The organism is Cupriavidus sp. C3SS-1 (assembly GCF_057073755.1).
In genome coordinates, this window is sequence record NZ_CP172699.1 from 432,826 (window position 1) to 449,288 (window position 16,463).

At 65.9% G+C, this 16,463-nt stretch carries 17 protein-coding genes; 15 read left to right on the forward strand and 2 right to left on the reverse strand.

Features of this window, described 5'->3' with window-relative positions; translation table 11 throughout:
- The first annotated feature begins 59 nt into the window (after window positions 1-59).
- The 5 genes from ACIGJC_RS02070 to ACIGJC_RS02090 all read left to right on the forward strand — a co-directional run bounded on the left by ACIGJC_RS02070 (window position 60) and on the right by ACIGJC_RS02090 (window position 4,595).
- Window positions 60-995, forward strand: a complete 936-nt coding sequence (locus ACIGJC_RS02070) for a hypothetical protein (protein WP_483710374.1) — start codon at window positions 60-62, stop codon at window positions 993-995.
- Window positions 996-1,128: 133 nt separating this feature from the next.
- Window positions 1,129-1,842, forward strand: coding sequence for a response regulator (locus tag ACIGJC_RS02075; RefSeq protein ID WP_483710375.1), 714 nt, complete (start codon window positions 1,129-1,131; stop codon window positions 1,840-1,842).
- Window positions 1,842-3,170, forward strand: coding sequence for an ATP-binding protein (locus tag ACIGJC_RS02080; RefSeq protein WP_483711449.1), 1,329 nt, complete (start codon window positions 1,842-1,844; stop codon window positions 3,168-3,170). Before ACIGJC_RS02075 ends, ACIGJC_RS02080 begins: the two co-directional genes overlap by 1 nt.
- 176 nt (window positions 3,171-3,346) lie before the next feature.
- Entirely contained in the window at window positions 3,347-4,108 is a 762-nt protein-coding gene (locus ACIGJC_RS02085) for a DUF4410 domain-containing protein (protein WP_483710376.1), read from the forward strand.
- Window positions 4,109-4,262: 154 nt separating this feature from the next.
- Window positions 4,263-4,595, forward strand: a complete 333-nt coding sequence (locus ACIGJC_RS02090) for an RcnB family protein (protein WP_483710377.1) — start codon at window positions 4,263-4,265, stop codon at window positions 4,593-4,595.
- Window positions 4,596-4,688: 93 nt separating this feature from the next.
- On the opposite strand, the gene ACIGJC_RS02095 is transcribed toward ACIGJC_RS02090, so the two are convergent.
- Window positions 4,689-4,937, reverse strand: coding sequence for a hypothetical protein (locus ACIGJC_RS02095; protein ID WP_483710378.1), 249 nt, complete (start codon window positions 4,935-4,937; stop codon window positions 4,689-4,691).
- 154 nt (window positions 4,938-5,091) lie between these two features.
- Between ACIGJC_RS02095 and ACIGJC_RS02100 the strand changes: the two genes are divergently transcribed.
- From ACIGJC_RS02100 to ACIGJC_RS02110, 3 genes are all read left to right on the forward strand, one after another.
- Entirely contained in the window at window positions 5,092-5,574 is a 483-nt protein-coding gene (locus ACIGJC_RS02100; protein ID WP_483710379.1) for an ion channel, read from the forward strand.
- 59 nt (window positions 5,575-5,633) lie between these two features.
- Window positions 5,634-5,978, forward strand: coding sequence for a hypothetical protein (locus ACIGJC_RS02105; protein ID WP_483710380.1), 345 nt, complete (start codon window positions 5,634-5,636; stop codon window positions 5,976-5,978).
- Window positions 5,979-6,127: 149 nt separating this feature from the next.
- A complete protein-coding gene (locus ACIGJC_RS02110) occupies window positions 6,128-7,036 on the forward strand; it encodes a glutamate/aspartate ABC transporter substrate-binding protein (protein ID WP_483710381.1) in 909 nt (302 codons plus the stop codon).
- 7 nt (window positions 7,037-7,043) lie between these two features.
- Here the strand turns inward: ACIGJC_RS02110 and ACIGJC_RS02115 are convergent, their stop codons facing one another.
- Complete coding sequence (locus ACIGJC_RS02115) at window positions 7,044-7,937, reverse strand: MurR/RpiR family transcriptional regulator (protein ID WP_483710382.1); 894 nt, start codon at window positions 7,935-7,937, stop codon at window positions 7,044-7,046.
- A 298-nt stretch (window positions 7,938-8,235) separates the two neighbouring features.
- Between ACIGJC_RS02115 and ACIGJC_RS02120 the strand changes: the two genes are divergently transcribed.
- From ACIGJC_RS02120 to ACIGJC_RS02150, 7 genes are all read left to right on the forward strand, one after another.
- Window positions 8,236-9,561: an aspartate aminotransferase family protein gene (locus ACIGJC_RS02120; protein WP_483710383.1), complete on the forward strand. Its 1,326-nt coding sequence runs from the start codon at window positions 8,236-8,238 to the stop codon at window positions 9,559-9,561.
- Window positions 9,562-9,827: 266 nt separating this feature from the next.
- Window positions 9,828-10,268 (forward strand): type IV pilin protein, encoded by a 441-nt coding sequence (locus ACIGJC_RS02125; RefSeq protein WP_483710384.1) that lies wholly within the window; start codon window positions 9,828-9,830, stop codon window positions 10,266-10,268.
- Window positions 10,269-10,270: 2 nt separating this feature from the next.
- A complete protein-coding gene (locus ACIGJC_RS02130; protein ID WP_483710385.1) occupies window positions 10,271-10,804 on the forward strand; it encodes a GspH/FimT family pseudopilin in 534 nt (177 codons plus the stop codon).
- Window positions 10,801-11,400 (forward strand): type IV pilus modification protein PilV, encoded by a 600-nt coding sequence (gene pilV, locus ACIGJC_RS02135; protein WP_483710386.1) that lies wholly within the window; start codon window positions 10,801-10,803, stop codon window positions 11,398-11,400. Before ACIGJC_RS02130 ends, pilV begins: the two co-directional genes overlap by 4 nt.
- A complete protein-coding gene (locus ACIGJC_RS02140; protein WP_483710387.1) occupies window positions 11,397-12,440 on the forward strand; it encodes a PilW family protein in 1,044 nt (347 codons plus the stop codon). Before pilV ends, ACIGJC_RS02140 begins: the two co-directional genes overlap by 4 nt.
- On the forward strand, window positions 12,441-12,986 hold the full coding sequence (locus tag ACIGJC_RS02145) for a pilus assembly PilX N-terminal domain-containing protein (RefSeq protein ID WP_483710388.1): 546 nt from the start codon (window positions 12,441-12,443) through the stop codon (window positions 12,984-12,986).
- An 80-nt stretch (window positions 12,987-13,066) separates the two neighbouring features.
- Window positions 13,067-16,339, forward strand: a complete 3,273-nt coding sequence (locus ACIGJC_RS02150) for a pilus assembly protein (RefSeq protein WP_483710389.1) — start codon at window positions 13,067-13,069, stop codon at window positions 16,337-16,339.
- Window positions 16,340-16,463 lie beyond the last annotated feature (124 nt).

Here is a 16,463-nt window from a genome sequence, read left to right on the forward strand (position 1 = left end):
TATAGTTCGGTCCGTTGCCGCCGCACTGGCCGGCCGAAACCGAAACTGAAGGACCTGACATGACCTCACGCTTTCCCCGCCTGCTTGCCGCCGCCACCGGTGCGCTGATCGTCCTGGCCAGCACCCCGGCGTTTGCCGGGTGGTCCGGCCGCGGTACGGCCTACACGCCGCGCGGCACCTACAACGGCGCGCACTTCGGCTCCTGCGGTGGCGGCAGCTGCTCGCATGCCGGCGGCGTGGCCGGCCCTTACGGCGGCCTGGCCACCAACACCGGCACCGTGACCCGCAACGCGCCGGGGCAATTCTCGAACAGCGGCACGGCGATCGGACCGAACGGCCGCTCGGTGCGGCACGACGGCAATACCAGTTGCGCGGGCGGCACGTGCTCGCACACCGGCAGCCTGACCGGGCCGGACGGGCAAACCGCCAGTACCGCGGGATCCGTGACGCGAGAAGGTGCCGGCCAGTACGCCTCGTCGGGCACCGTGACCGGCGCGAACGGCAACACGGTGAGCCATGCGGCCTCGACGACCTGCGCCGGCGCGACCTGTGCACGCTCGGGCACGGTCACCGGCGCGGACGGCGGCACCGTGACGCACGCCGGCAGCGCGACCAGCGTGGCGCCGGGCGTCGTGACCACGGGCGGCGGCAGCACCGTCGTCCACGGCGGCACGGTCGTTGCCATGGGCACGGTGACGACCGGCAGTGCGGTCGTGGCCGTGGCAACACCGCCGGTGGTCGTCCCGCCGCCGCCAGCGACGGTCTATATCCCGCCGCCCGCCCCGGCCGCCATCTATGTCGCGCCCCCGCCTGCCAAGGTGGTGGTCGCCGTGCCGCCGCTGCCGACAGCGACGGTCGTCGTTGGTGCTGCTCCCCTCCCGCGTACCGTGTATGTCGCGCCGCGCACGGTTTATTTGGCGCGTCCGCCGCGGGCCGCGGTCATGGTGCCGGGCCACTGGGCCGGCGGCATGTGGGTGCCCGTGCACATCGTGTAACGGATACCCCCGCGCAGCGTCCTGCTCGACGGCGCGCGCCGGCCATACCACGGAGAACGATGATGGCAGTGCCCGTCTTGTGTATTGTTTCTCCAGGACGCCGTGGGGCGATGCCTAGGCCGGAGAACCCGCCATGGAGCAGGTGAACAGGATTATCGTGCTCGACGACGAAGCCGAGCTGCGCAATATGCTGCAACGCTTCCTGACCGGGCACGGATTCCGCGTGCGCGCGGTCGCCGACGGCAAGCAGCTCGACCGCCACCTGCATCGCGAGCCCTATGACCTGCTCGTGCTGGACCTGATGATGGAGCCCGAAGACGGCCTCGCCATCTGCCGCCGCCTGCGCGCCGAAGGGCAGACGCTGCCGATCCTGATGCTGACCGCCAAGGGCGATCCGATGGACCGCGTGGCGGGCCTGGAAACCGGCGCCGACGATTACCTTGCCAAGCCCTTCGTGCCCGATGAACTGGTGGCGCGCGTGCGCGCGCTGCTGCGGCGCCAGAAGATGGCCGCCGGCGATCCCACCGTGACCTCTCAGACCCTGCGCTTCGGCGATTTCAGCTTCGATGTCGGCAAGCAGACGCTGATGCGGCGCGGCGAGCCGGTGGAGGTGCATTCCGCGCAGATGCTGTTGCTGCACGCGCTGGGCTCTTCACCCAACCGCGCCGTGAGCCGCGACAACCTGCTCGCGCGCGCGCGCGGACGCGATCACGATGCGCTCGATCGCAGCATCGACGTGCAGATCCTGCGGCTGCGCCAGATCGTCGAGGACGATCCGTCCAAGCCGCGCTTCATCAAGACCGTGTGGGGCGTCGGCTACATGCTGGTGGCCGGCGTCGAGCCGTGATGCGCATCGGGGTGCCGCGCTCGTTGCTGGCGCGCAATATCGCGCTGCTGGTCGTGCTGGTGGCGATCACGCAGGCCTGTTCGCTGAGCGTGCTGCTGCATTTCGTGCAGCGGCCCCGCATCGAGCGCGCGGCCATTATTTTTTCCGACTACGTGAAGATGCTCGACGGCGTGCTCGGCGCCATGCCGGCAGGCACGGGCGGTGCGGTGGCGCAGCGGCTCGGCGCGCAATTGCAGGACCCCGAACAGGCTCCGCCGCGGGCGGACCCGAACGTGCTGCTGCTGTTCCGCACTTACCAGCGCGACGTGTTCCTGGCGGCCCTGCAGCGCCACCTGCCGCCCGACATGCCGGTGCGATGGCAGACCGGCGATGACGAGCGGCTATGGATCCGGCTGCATGTGGCCGACCTGCCGCGCTGGGTCGCCATGCCGATGACCGAGGATGCGCGCGCGGGCGGCATCGCCACGGCGCTGGTGTTGTCCACCGCGCTGGCCTTGCTGGCCGCCCTGACCGGCTACCTGATCCAGCTTCACCTGAACCGTCCGCTGCGGGACCTGGCGCAGGCCGCGCGCCACATCTGCGCGGGGGAATCGCCGCCGCCGCTGCCGACGGACGGGCCCACGGAGATCGCCCAGGTCAGCAGCGCCTTCAACCAGATGACGCAGGCGCTGCAGCAGGCCGAGCAGACGCGCGCGCTGATGCTCGCCGGGGTCTCGCACGATATCCGCACGCCGCTGACCAAGCTGCGCCTGGCGATGGCCATGTCGATCCCGCGTGGCGCCGGTGAGGACTTCGTGGGATCGGCCGAAGGCTATCTCGATCACATCGAGACCATCCTGCAGCAGTTCATGGACTATGCGGGCAGCGGCGAGAAAGAGCTGCCGCAGCCCGGGGACCTCAATGCGCTGGTCGGCCAGCTCGCGTCGGACTTCGCCGGGCTCGGCCATGCGTTCGAGCTCTCGCTCGGCGATCTGCCGCCAGTTCCGTACCGGCCCGTCAGCCTGTTGCGCCTGCTGATGAACCTGATGCAGAACGCGGTCGTCTACGGCAAGACCGGCCTCGGCGTGCGCACGTGGCGCGACGGCGAACACGCCGGCATTGCCGTGTGCGATCGCGGCACCGGCATCACGGCGGCGGAGCTGGAGCAGCTCAAGGCGCCGTTCAGCCGCGGCGCCAATGCGCGCAGCCTCTCGGGCGGCACCGGCCTTGGCCTGGCGATCGTCGATCGCATTGCGCGCCTGCACGGCGGCTCGCTGCAGTTCCGCGCGCGCGATGGCGGCGGCCTGGAGGCCGTGGTGACGCTGCCGTTGCACACGCCAGGCGTTTAGCGCATCGGAGCACGTCATGGCGCCACGCCGTGACATCGCGCGAAATAATTGCCGCATGGCGCTTTGCGGGGGGAATTTCCATACTCTGGTTACCGAGACGCGACGCACCGCAACACCTCGCGGCGACAACGTTCCCGACCACTGAATGGCATCCGCCCCCCGATCAAGGACCTGATATGCATACCCCCTTCCAAGCCCTCGCCCTGAACACCAGGCGCCTGGCCGTTGCCGCCGTTGCTGCAGGCGCGATGCTTGCCGCTGGTTGCGCCAGCGCCGGCGTGACCGGCATCCAGCAAACCGGCCCGATGCAGCCGGTGCATGCGGACGTCATCTATGTGCGGGCGTTCAAGGCCGAGGCGGGGCAGGTGAAGCTGGACCGTGGTTTCGTGCAGAAGCTGAAGACGATGAACGGCGGCGGGTCCGCCAGCACGCAGTCCGGCACGGCCGCGGAAGCCAGCGAACACGTGGCGGACGAAATCGTGCGCCAGTTGCAGTCCCAGGGACTGCATGCCGTGCGTGCCGATGGCCCGGCCCCCGCCAATGCCAGCGCACTGATCGTCGACGGCGATTTCAGCAAGATCGATGAAGGCTCCAGCCGCCGTCGCCTGCTGATCGGCCTGGGCGCCGGCAAGAGCGAAGTCGGTGTCGCCGTGCGGATCTCGTACAAGCCCGCCAACGGTGCGCCGGTGCCGCTGCAAAGCTTCGTCGCGACCGCCGACAGCGGCCATATGCCCGGCGTTGCAGAAACCGGCGGCGTCGGGGCGGCGGCTGGCCACATTGCCACGGCCGCGGCGGCCGGCACGGGTGTGCACGGCGTGTCCGAAGCAAAGCGCGACAGCATCTACGCCGACGCCACGCGATTGGCCGGTTCGATCGCCAGGCAGGTAACGGCCGCGAGCACGGAAGAGGGCTGGCTCTCGGCCGCTGCCGGCAACTGAGTGCGGTTCGGCCCCTCGCCGGGGGCCCGCGTGACCGGTGTCCAGCGAGGCACTTCGACACGTGCTGAAAGCGTATGCGCCGATTTGTGACTAAGCTGGTAGTGGCTGTCCGGGTGCACCGGCAGTTCGGTTTTCCGTACGCAAGGAGATCACCATGAAGATAAAAAGAGCGCTGCCCGCGCTGTTGCTGATCGCTGGCGTCCTGACGGCTTCCGCCAGCTTTGCCCAACACAAGGGCAAGTCGAAGATGGCCGAGCCCGCTGCGCCGGCCTCTGCCGCTGCCACGTCGCCCTATATGCAAGTCCAGGAATGGAAGAAGGGCGATCGCCTGCCCACCGAGTTCCGCGACCGTCAGTATGTGATCGATGACTGGAAGCAATACAGCCTGCCGGCGCCGCGCAAGGGCACGCACTGGGTTGGCGTCGGTGCGAACTATTACCTGGTGGCGCCCAATGGCGTGATCCAGCAGGTGGGTGCCGGAACCTGACGCGGATCGCGTCTGCTTCATCCTCCCGCAACAAAGAAGCCGCCCGCGCGGGCTGACCTGCGCGGGCGGCGTTTCCTTGTGGTACGGGCAGCGTCAGATGCCGAGGATCTTCTTCGCCTCGAGCAGCGACTTCATCGCGTCATCATGCTGGCCGGCCTTGTGGTAGGCCTCGCCCTCGGCGCGCAGCTTCTGCACGCGTGCGGCGTCTTCCGGCGACAGCGCCGGCTTGGTCGAGAGCTTGGCGTCGATCGCCTTCATCTCGTTGGGACAGTTATGGGCCAGGGCAACGGTGCTGGCGCCGGCCAGCAGGATTGCCGCGAGGACAGAAAGAGTCTTGCGCACGTTCCCTCCCGTTCATGAGGTTGGGAAATCCAGCATAGTCGATGCGCGATGGCGGCGCCCGGGATCCTGTTGCGAAGGTGCCGGGGCAGGCATTCCGGTGTTATGTTCGAGGTACCAGCACTGGCTGGCATCGTCCCGACCGTCCCGATCGCGCATGGAATCCTCCGCCGAGCACTACTCCCTGGCCTTGCTGTGTGCCGCCATCCTGACCGTGACGGTGGTGGCCATCCACTATGAAGCGCTGCGGCTGTTCTCGGCGCTGCACCCCAGTCGCTGGAGCGGGCGCGTCAATATCGGCGTGCTCATCATGGGCATCATCGTGGTCCACTGCCTGGAGGCGATGGTCTTTGCGCTGGGGTTCTGGTTATGCGACCACGGTCTTGGCCTGGGCGGCCTGACCGGCAGCCGCGAGATCACGCCGGTGATCTATGTCTACTTCGCCCTGGAGACCTACACCACGCAGAGCCTCGGCGATATCTACCCGGTCGGCGCGAGCCGGCTGATCGCCAGTATCGAACCGCTGGTCGGCCTGATCCTGATCGGCTGGTCGACATCATTCACCTACGTGATGATGCGGCGCGACTGGCAGTTCGATGAAAAGGTACACGCGGAAAGGCGTTCGGGTTCGGAGCAATAGCGTCCCGGGCTGGGCGATACTACCTGCCGCGAGCCACGCATAACAAAGGAGAGCCTGTCATGCAGAGTCGATTCAAAGCGATGTTCCGCCTTGCCGCAATCCTGGCGCTGGGCACCGTGTGCAGCGCCCACGCCCAGCGCCAGGACGGCAAGGACGCCGCCGCCGAGGCGATCGGGAATGCGGTACAGGAAGGCACGTCGCCGTACCGGCCCGGATCCCGCAGCGAATCGCTCGCCGCCGAATGCCGCGAACTGGCGGCGCAAATCGCCGGGGCGCCCAAACGCGAGTACCAGGTCGGCGGCCAGTCCATTGAAACCGCCCAGGGCAGGGTAGTGCCCGAACTGGAACGGGAACGACCCAAGAAGGAACTGCAGGAGGCCTATCGGACCAAGTGCACGGATTGAGGGCTGGCCCTGACTGAAAGACGAAGGAGGGAAACCCGTCGAATAGAACAAGCGTTTCATGGTAATCCATGATGGAACATACGTTGCTAAACGCCTAGCATCCCATCACCTCGACGGCGCCCCGAACATCGCCTTTCAAAGGAGCCACCATGTACCCCATGAAACTCGCCTGCCTGAGCCTGGCCATGGCCGGCACCCTGGTCGCCGGCGCCGCGCAGGCCGTGGACGTAGCCGGCAGCCCCACGCTAAGCAAGGTCAAGGCGTCCGGCACCATCTCGATCGGCCATCGCACGTCGTCGATCCCATTCTCGTACTACGACAGCAACCAGAAGGTGATCGGCTTTTCTCAGGATCTCTGCGACCGCGTGGTGAACGAGGTGAAGAAGCAGACCGGCGTGGCCAACCTGCAAGTCCGCATGGTGCCGGTCACGTCGCAGAACCGCATCTCGCTCGTGCAGAACGGCACGGTGGACCTGGAGTGCGGCGTGACCACCAACCTGAAGTCGCGGCAGGAGCAGGTGGCGTTCTCGACTACGTTCTTCGTGGCCGGCACGCGGCTGCTGGTGAAGAAGGGCAGCCCGGTGCATGACTTCTCCGACCTGTCCGGCAAGGCGGTGGTCACCAATGCGGGGACGACTTCCGAGCGCATCCTGCGTAAGCTGAACGACGAGAAGCACGCCAATATCACGATCCAGAGCGCCAAGGACTATGGCGAATCGTTCCTGATCCTGCAGTCGGGACGGGTGGCCGCGTTCATGATGGACGACGTGCTGCTGTCCGGCGCCCGCACGCTCGCGACGAATCCGGGCGACTGGGTGGTGGTCGGTACGCCGCAATCGTTCGAAGCCTACGGTTTCATGATGCGCAAGGACGATCCCGGCTTCAAGCAGCTGGTCGACGGCGTACTGACCGGCCTGATGAAGAGCGGCGAGATCAATACCCTCTACGACAAGTGGTTCCTCAAGCCCGTGCCGCCCAAGAACATCAACTTCGAGTTCCCGATGAGCGAGCCGGTGAAGAAGGCCTACGCGAACCCGAACGACCACGCGTTCGAGTAGCCCGTGGTCAGCCGCGGTCAGCCGGCACGTAGGCGCCGGCGCGGTGCAGTTCGCCTTCTGCCTGTTCCAGCGCACGGATGGCGCCCTTGCCTTTACGTGCGAGGAGTTGCTCGACCAGCGCTTCGACCGTGGCGATGCCGGCCGTGATCGAAGGGAAGAACGACGGGCTTTCCACCGAGAACAGCAGTGTGCAATCGGCGGCCAGCGCAATCGGGGCGACCGAGCTGTCGGTCAGGGCCACGACCTTGCAGCCGGCCTCGCGCGCCGCGCTGGCCACGCGGATGATCTCCTGCGAATACGGCGCAAAGCTGACCACCAGCACGGCATCGCGCGGGCCGAAGGCGCGCAGCTCCATCTCCAGGCTGCCCGCATCGCCGCGCACCAGTTGCACGGTGCTGCGGAACAGCCGGTAGACGTAGTGGAAGGTGTACGCGATCGGGAAGCATGACCGGAATCCGGCCACATGCACGCAGGCCGCGGCCGACAGCAGTTCCGCGGCGGTCTGCAGGGCATTCTCGTTGCCGGCGCCGATCTGGTCGAGGTTGTTGTGCTGGGCTTCGAGCATCTCGCCGAGCATGCGGCTGGTGCCGCCGTCCTTCACCACCTGGCGTGCCCGGCGCGCGTAGGGCTGCGCGCCGCCGCGCAGGGCGTCGACAAACAGTTCGCGCAGGCCCTGCCAGCCTTCGAAGCCCAGATGCTGCGACAGCCGCACCAGCGTGGCCGGCTGGACCCCCGCGCTGACGGCGATCTTGCGCATCGACAGCACCGGCACATCCTGGGGATGGTCCAGCAGGTAGCGCGCGCCACTCTGGAACTGCACGCTCAGCGTCGGATAACTCGCCCGCAGCCGGGCTTCCAGGGCGCCCAGGTCTTCTGGCGGGGTGATGCTGGTGGACGACATTGAAGCTCCGGATCGAGGTTGTAACGATTGTTGCACAGCCGGGCGCGACAAGGCATCCCCCGGATGTGTGATGCGGCCTGCGCATTGGGCGGCAACGGGCGTCCCGGCGCCGTGATCCATTCGATTTCTATTTCGATATTTATGCAACATATGTTGCAATTCGCGCAGCCTTCTCCTTATACTTCGGAGCACTGCGTTGCCGCTGGCTGTATATCGACCATCCGGTCCGGAAGCTGTAAGTCGGTGGCGCACTGCCCGATCCCCGTTGCCCTATTCCTCTTTTGCAGGAACGATCGCCATGACCCACGTCTTTCATCGCAATCCCCGCCAGGCCCTGCCGGTCGCGGTCGCCGGCCACGGCATCGAGCTGGTTGACAGCGAAGGCCGGCGCTACCTCGACGCGTCGGGCGGCGCGGCGGTGTCGTCGCTCGGCCATGGCCATCCGCGCGTGATCGCGGCAATCAAGTCTCAGCTCGACACCATTGCCTACGCCCACACCTCGTTCTTCACCACCGAGGTGTCCGAGACGCTGGCGCAGACGCTGGCGGAGGCCGCGCCCGGCGACCTCGATCATGTCTACTTCGTCTCGGGCGGTTCCGAGGCGGTCGAGGCCGCGCTCAAGCTCGCCCGGCAGTACTTTGTCGAGCTGGGGCAGGGCAGCCGCCGCCATTTCATTGCGCGGCGCCAGAGCTACCACGGCAACACGCTCGGCGCGCTGGCCATTGGCGGCAACGCCTGGCGTCGCGAGCCGTTCCTGCCGCTGCTGGTGCCGGCCCATCATGTGTCGCCCTGCTACGCCTATCGCGACCAGGCGGCCGGCGAGACCGATGTCCAGTACGCGCAACGGCTGGCCGACGAACTAGAAGCCAAGCTCCTGGAGCTCGGGCCCGAGAACGTGGCGGCCTTTGTCGCGGAGACCGTGGTCGGCGCCACGGCCGGCGCCGTGCCGCCGGTGGCGGACTACCTGAAGCGCATCCGGGCCGTGTGCGACAAGTACGGCGTGCTGCTGATCCTGGACGAGGTCATGTCGGGCATGGGCCGCACCGGCTATCTCTACGCCTGCGAAGAGGACGGCGTGGTGCCTGATATCGTCACCATTGCCAAGGGCCTCGGCGGCGGCTACCAGCCGATCGGCGCGATGATCTCCACGCGCCGCATCTACGACACCATCGTCGCCGGCAGCGGCTTCTTCCAGCACGGGCACACCTATATCGGCCATGCCACGGCCTGCGCCGCCGCGCTGGCCGTCCAGCGCACCATTGCCGAAGACAAGCTGCTGGCCAATGTGCGCGAGCGCGGCGAGCAGCTGCGCGCGCGCCTGCGCGAGGCGTTCGGCAACCACCCGCGCGTGGGCGACATCCGCGGGCGCGGCCTGTTCGTCGGTGTGGAATTCGTCGCCGATCGCGACAGCAAGGCGACGCTCGACCCCCAGCTCAAGACCCACGCGAAGCTGAAGGCCGCGGCGGTCAGGAACGGCTTGCTGGTCTATCCGATGGGCGGCACCGTCGACGGCGTGCACGGCGACCACGTACTGTTCGCACCGCCATTCATCTGCACCGCGAAGGAGATCGACAATATCGTCGAACGCTTTACCGGCGCGGTCGCGGCTGTCTTGCCGGCATAACCCCAGTCGATCGTGGGGTTGTGGTTGCCTGCGCATTCTGTCTTGTCGCTGCAACGCCGCGGTCCCGATATAGTAATTTCTTTGACCCGTGTAAAAGCGTGGCTTACACTTCGCGCCATAGCGCTGGAAATAGGTCATCCAGCACATAATATGCATCGGAGCGCGGCATGGGACATAGAAGCCCGGCAGTGCGACACGACAGCAGGGTCAAGCGTTTCGGGCTGTCGTTTCGGGTCATTGGGGTAAGCAGGTCTGGGGCTGGCGGCATGCCATGCCGGCGCGCGCGCGCGCGCCGCGCCAGGCCGACACGCGGGTTTACGCTGATCGAGCTGATGATCACGGTGGCGATCATCGGGATCCTGGCGTCGATCGCAATTCCTTCCTACACGCAGTACGTCGTGCGCTCGAACCGGGCTGCAGCGGCAGCGCTGATGCTCGAAATTTCCGGCGCACAGGAGCGGTTCCTGCTGGACAACCGCGCCTATGCGCCTGACATGACTACGCTCGGGTACACCACGCTGCCGCCCGAAGTCGCTTCCAAGTACACCGTGACGATCACCCCCGTCGCGGGTCCCCCTCCTGGTTACCGCATCGACGCGGCGCCTCAGGGCGCCCAGTTGAGCGCTGACACGGCCTGCGGCACGCTGACGCTGACCAATGCCGGCGTCAAGTCAGCCTCGGGCAGTGGCACCACCTGCTGGAAGTGACCATGTCCGCCGGAGTCTCGCCTGTGGCGCCGCGCACTTCGTGCAATCCGTTCATTTCCCGCGCGGCTCGCCAGCGCCGGGCGCGTGGCGGCTTCACGCTCGTCGAGCTGATCGCCGTCGTCACCGTGCTGGGCATCGTCGCGTTCATGGCGGCGCCTTCGTTTCAGTCGATGATCGCGATGCAGCGGGTCCGCGGCGCGGCGCTTGATGTGTCGTCTGCGCTGGTGCTGGCGCGTAGCGAGGCCGTCAAGCGCAACGCCACCGTCAGCATGGCGGCGACCGGCGCCGCATGGACCGGCGGCTGGATTGTCGCGGTCGGCGCCGAGACCGTGCGCAGTTTCGGCCCGTACAACGGGCTCACCATTGCCGCCAGCGCGGGCAACACGCTGAGCGTGGGCAACGATGGCCGCCTAACGGGCGGCGGCACGCAGACCTTCCAGGTAGCGCCCTCGAGCGGGGCCACCAGCGCCTCAACTGTATGCGTCCAGATCAGCCAGACCGGCCGGGTCGCATCGTCCGCAGGAGCTTGTTCATGAGGCGTTTCCCCACGCGGGCATCGAGGGCGCGCAAGGCCCGGCAGCGGGGCTTCCTGCTGATCGAAGTCCTGGTTGCGCTCGTCATCCTGCTCGTCGCCCTGATGGGAACGGCGGGGCTGGTCGCGCGCTCCAGCAAGTCCGAGATGGAGTCCTACCAGCGCGTCCAGGCTCTTGCCCTGCTGCAGGATATGGCCACGCGGATCAATGCCAACCGGCAAATCGCCACCTGCTATTCGAATGGCGCCACCGGCATGAGCCTGGGCACTGGCGCTGCCGCCCCCGCGGCTTGCACGCAGGGCACGGCGGCGCAACAGGCCATGGCCACCGGCGACCTTGCGGCCTGGAATGCGGCATTGCTTGGCAGCGCCGAAGCGCGGGTCGGCGCAAGTGGCGCGCAGGCCGTCGGCGCCATGATCGGCGCGCGCGGCTGCATCGAGAACGTGGATGTGGCCAACCAGATCTATCGCATCACGGTCGCGTGGCAAGGCTTCACGCAGACGGTTGCGCCGTCCTTGCCTTGCGGACAGGGACAATATGGCAATGACGCGAATCGCCGCGCGGTCAGCACGCAAGTCAGGATCGGAGTGTTGTCATGACCGGGGTGCGCCGCAGTCTCTTGCTGCGCCAGCGAGGCGTATCGCTGGTCGAGTTGATGATCGGCATTACGCTGGGCCTGCTGCTGCTGACCGCGCTGGCCGGCCTTTACTACGCCAACAGCGTCAACCGGTCCGAACTGGTCAAGTCGAGCGAGCAGATCGAGAACGGGCGCTATGCCCTGGACCTGATCCGTCGTGACGCCGAGCTCGCGGGCTTTTTCGGCACGGGCGGCATTACCAAGGGCGCCACGCCGGCGCAACCGCAACCGGCACCGTGCGAAACCTCTGTCGCCGCGCTGGGCTTCTCCACGTCGCCTTCCGTCACGTTTCCTCTGCCCGTGATGGGGTACGCGCCCGGAACCGCCTTGCCCTGCATTGCGGACCTCGCGCCGACCTCCGAGATTGTGGTGATGCGCCGTGTTTCGACGTCGGTGGCTGCCGCGGCGGCCGTCGGGGTGCCGTACATGCAGGTGTCTTCCTGCCCTGACGATGGCGCGCCCTTTGTGTTCGATGCCAGTGCCGCGGCCTTCACCATGCGCACCAAGACCTGCGATCCGACCGTGCGTGCGCCGTTGCGCCAGGCCATGGTGCGCATCTTCTACCTTTCGGCGTGCGACCTGTGCGCCAATGGCGGCGACGGTATCCCCACGCTGAAGATGGCCGAACTGGTCAACGGCGCCTTCCAGACCCAGTCGCTCGCGCAGGGCATCCAGGACATGCACGTGCAGTACGGCGTGGACCTCGACAACAACGGCTCCGCGGATTGCTACGTCGACGATCCGGGGGTGAACAATGCCGCGGCCTGCCCGAGTGTGCCTGGCTATGACTGGAGTGTTGCCCTGACCAACTGGTCCAATGTCACCACGCTGCGGACCAGCGTGCTGGCGCGCAATATCCAGGCGTCGAACGGTCAGGTGGACAACCGCACATACGACCTGGGCCGCGCGGCGGCAAGCGGGCCTTTCAATGACCGCTACAAGCGCCACGTGTACTCGGCGGTTGCGCGGGTGGTCAATGTGGCCGGCGCACGGGAGCAATAAGTGAAATTCTTTCGCCGCAGCCAGTCCGGAGTGACGCTGATCGTCACGCTGATTTTCCTGGCGATGTTCATGCTGATCACGCTGGCCGTCGTCAATTCTGGCCTGACCAATGTCAAGGTGGCCGCCAACCAGCAGCACACGGTGGAGGCGCGCAATGCCGCGCAGCAAGCCGTCGAGCAGGTCATCAGCCAGGACTTTACGGCCGCCCCGGCATCGGCCGCCGCTGCGGTGCCCGTCGATGTGAACGCCGACGGCAAGGCGGACTACACCGCCCAGGTCGCCGCGCCGGCATGTATCTCGGCCTTGCCGATCAAGAATACGCAACTGAACCTGAACGACCCCAACGACGTTTCCTGCTTCGTCGGTTCGGGCAGCCAGAACACCGGCATCCTCACCGGTTCTACCAGCACTGCGGGGAGTTCCCTGTGTGAATCGACGCAATGGGATGTCGCGTCCACGGTGAACGATGCCGGCGTGACCAATGCGGCCGTGACGGTTCATCAAGGCATTGGCGTACGCGTGCCCGCGCCCGCGGTATGCCCTTGACGAACGGAACGCACCGATTGCCCTCATGGCGCTGCGTTGACGCAGTCGCCGGTACCACCATCCAAGCTCCAGGATCCAGCATGTCAAACCAGGCTCGTCGTTTCCGCCGCTATGCGGTCTGCGCGCTCACCTTGCTGGGCTTTGCCAGCGTCCGCAGCGCACTGGCCGAAGATATCGACCTGTTCACCGGCTTGCAGACCAGTACGACTGGCAAGCCCAATGTCCTGCTCATCCTGGACAATGCCGCGGCCTGGGACGCAAACGTTGCCGTCAACTGCAAGTCGCCCGGCTATGTCGCATCCGCCAACAACACCAGCAACGTCGGCGCGGAGCAGTGCGCGTTGTATGCGGCAGTGGCGACGCTATCGCAGAATCCAGCGATGGCCGGAAACATGAACATGGGCCTCATGATGTTCGGCACCGGCAGCAACTACGGCGGGCAATTCAAATTCCAGGCGGCGACCCCGCCCAATCCGCCGCCTGCGCCCGCCCTGCCGTTGATGGACGCAACCGGCACCGCCAACTTCATGAACTATCTCAAGACCATTGACCGCAATGGCGACAAGGGAAATGGCTCTCAGGTGGGTGGCGGCATGCAGGAGGCGTGGGCCTTCTTTGCTGGAAAGACGGGCATATCGGGCACGAATTACGCGGGCCGGTCGCCTATCACCGATCCATGTCAGCGTAATTTTGTCATCTACATTGCGAACGCAATGAACAATGGCAAGCCACAGGACGGCGGCCAGCTGTCTGCCGCGACACTGGCTGCAGCCGGGGCTACCGCTGCGCAACAGCAGCAGATCACCATTCCTGGAACCAACACCAAATACCAGAGCAACTGGGGCGACGAGTGGGCGCGGTTCATGTACCAGACCGACGTGAACGGGAGCCTGGCGAACAACCAGAATGTCATCACGTACACGATTGCCGTGACTGATGGCAATAACCCCGACTATGTTGACTTTACCAAGAGCATGGCCAGCAACGGCGGGGGGAAGTCCTATGTTGTCAAGATGGGCGACATCGATGCCATGACCAACGCGTTGCTGGAGATCTTCAGCGAAATGCAGGCGGTCAACAATGTGTTCGCCTCGGTCAGCCTGCCAGTCAGCGTGAACAGCCAGGGCACCTACCTGAACCAGGTCTATATCGGCATGTTCCGCCCGGATGCCACGGCGGCACCGCGCTGGATCGGCAACCTGAAGCAGTACAAGCTCGGCTATGACGCGAACAACCAGCTCGTGATGCTGGATTCGAGCCCCGCGGGCCCGAACCAGCAGAGCGCCATCAGTAACGCCGGCACCGGCTTCATTTCGCCGAACGCCAAGAGCTACTGGAGTGCCGAGCCGCCACTTACGTTCAGCACTGCCGGCTATGGCAAGACCGGGGTCACAAGCTGGCCATCGACAGGCTTCTGGGTCAACAGCCCGTCCGGCAACTCGCAAGCGCTGGACCTGGCGGACGGCGAAGTCGTCGAAAAGGGTGGCGCCGGCGAAATGCAGCGCGCACAGTACCTGACCGACCAGAGCGGCCGCCGTCTTCTGACCTGCGCCAGCGGGGCATGCGCCGCCGGCACGGCGCTGGCATCGTTCGACACCAGCAACAGCTGGCTGACCGGCACCAATGGCCAGACGGCACTCAAGTCCACCGCCGCGGACGTCAACAACATGATCAACTGGGTGCGCGGAACGGACGTTTATGCGGCCCTCTCGGCGGCATCCGGTTCATCAGGCAATGGCAAGGGTTCGAGCGGCTCGAGCACGACCATCGTGGCAGGGTCGGAGGCCGAAGCCGGTCCTGGCGGCCTGGTTACGGTCCGTCCGTCGATCCACGGCGATGTGTTGCATTCGCGCCCGGTGGTGGTCAACTACGGCAGCCCGACCGGTATCGTGGTGTTCTACGGCGCCAACGATGGTGTATTCCGCGCCATCAACGGCAACCAGTCGAGCGGCATCAACGGCGTGCGGCCCGGTGGCGAGCTGTGGGGATTCGTGCCCCCCGAGTTCTATGGCAAGCTCGGCCGGATCTATACCAATTTCCCCGCCATCAAGCTTCCCGGATCCACCTACGGCACGCCGCGCGACTATTTCTTTGACGGCACCACGACGCTCTACCAGGACATGCGCGATCCGAAGAGTCCGCGCGTGATCCTGTACATCACGGCGCGGCGCGGTGGCTCGTTGCTGTACGCAATGGATGTGACCGACCCGGTCAACCCGAAGTACCTCTGGTCCGTGACGAATGCACAGATTCCGGAACTGGGCCAGACCTGGTCGCAGCCGCGCGTGGTGCTGGTGAAAGGGAGCACGAATCCGGTGCTGGTCATGGGCGCGGGCTACGACACCGCCGAAGACAGCGACCCGTCGTCGGGGTCGAACACGGTCGGACGCGGTGTGGTGGTGCTGGATGCCATCAAGGGCACGGTCGTGCAGGCATGGCTGGCGAATTGCGGTGGTCTGGGCAGCAGCGTTTGCTCAAGCCCCTCAGGCCTGAGCCGTGCGATTCCCTCCGATGTGGCCGCAGTCGATCGCAATGGCGATGGTTATGTCGACAAAGCCTATGTCGGCGACGTCGGCGGCAATGTCTGGCGTATAGATTTCGAGACCAGCAAGGGTTCGGCCCCGTCCAACTGGACCATGGGCATGCTGGCGGCGCTGGGCGGCGCAACCAATACCAATGATGCGCGCAAGTTCCTTTACGCCCCTGACGTGGTGTCTACCGGAACCTACGACGCCATCACGATGGGCACTGGCGACCGCGAGCATCCGCTCTATTCCGCGTCGACGACACCGGGCACGGCCTACAACGTGGTCAACCGGTTCTATGTAATCAAGGACACGGTTGTCACGGGTGGCTTGCCGGCGACATGGACACCGTTGACGGAAGCGAGCCTGTTCAATGCGACCGCCACGCAGTATGTGGACACGACCAGTGGCAAGGGCTTCTACATTACCCTGGGCCGGGGCGAGAAGATCGTCAACGCACCGCTGACGGTGTCGGGCTATACGTACTTCGGTACCAATACGCCGTCGGTGCCCACGCCGGGCGCGTGCTATCCGGACCTTGGCATTGCCCGCGGATATTCCGTGTCGTTCCTGACCGGGCTAGGCCAGAACGCCAACCGCTACGTCACTTTCGACGGCGGCGGGCTGCCGCCCTCTCCGGTGTTCGGCATTGTCTCGGTCACGGATGGCTCCGGTGTCACGAGCAATGTCGGCGTCCTGATCGGTGGTGGTAACCAGACGGGACCTGGCGGTGGTAACAATACGTCGCCGCTGGGCGGACAGAAGGTCGTGCCCACGGGTGTGGGCAAGCGCAAGCGGCTCTACTGGTATTCGCAGATCGACCAATAACGTCGCGGCCCGAAGGCGTCGCTGGCGACGTCTTCAGGCCCCTGTCACAATATGGGCTTCGTCGTCGCTGCAAGGCATTGGCGTTTCTCGTGTTCCACAGATCCCTGATTTCGGTCCTGGCGTT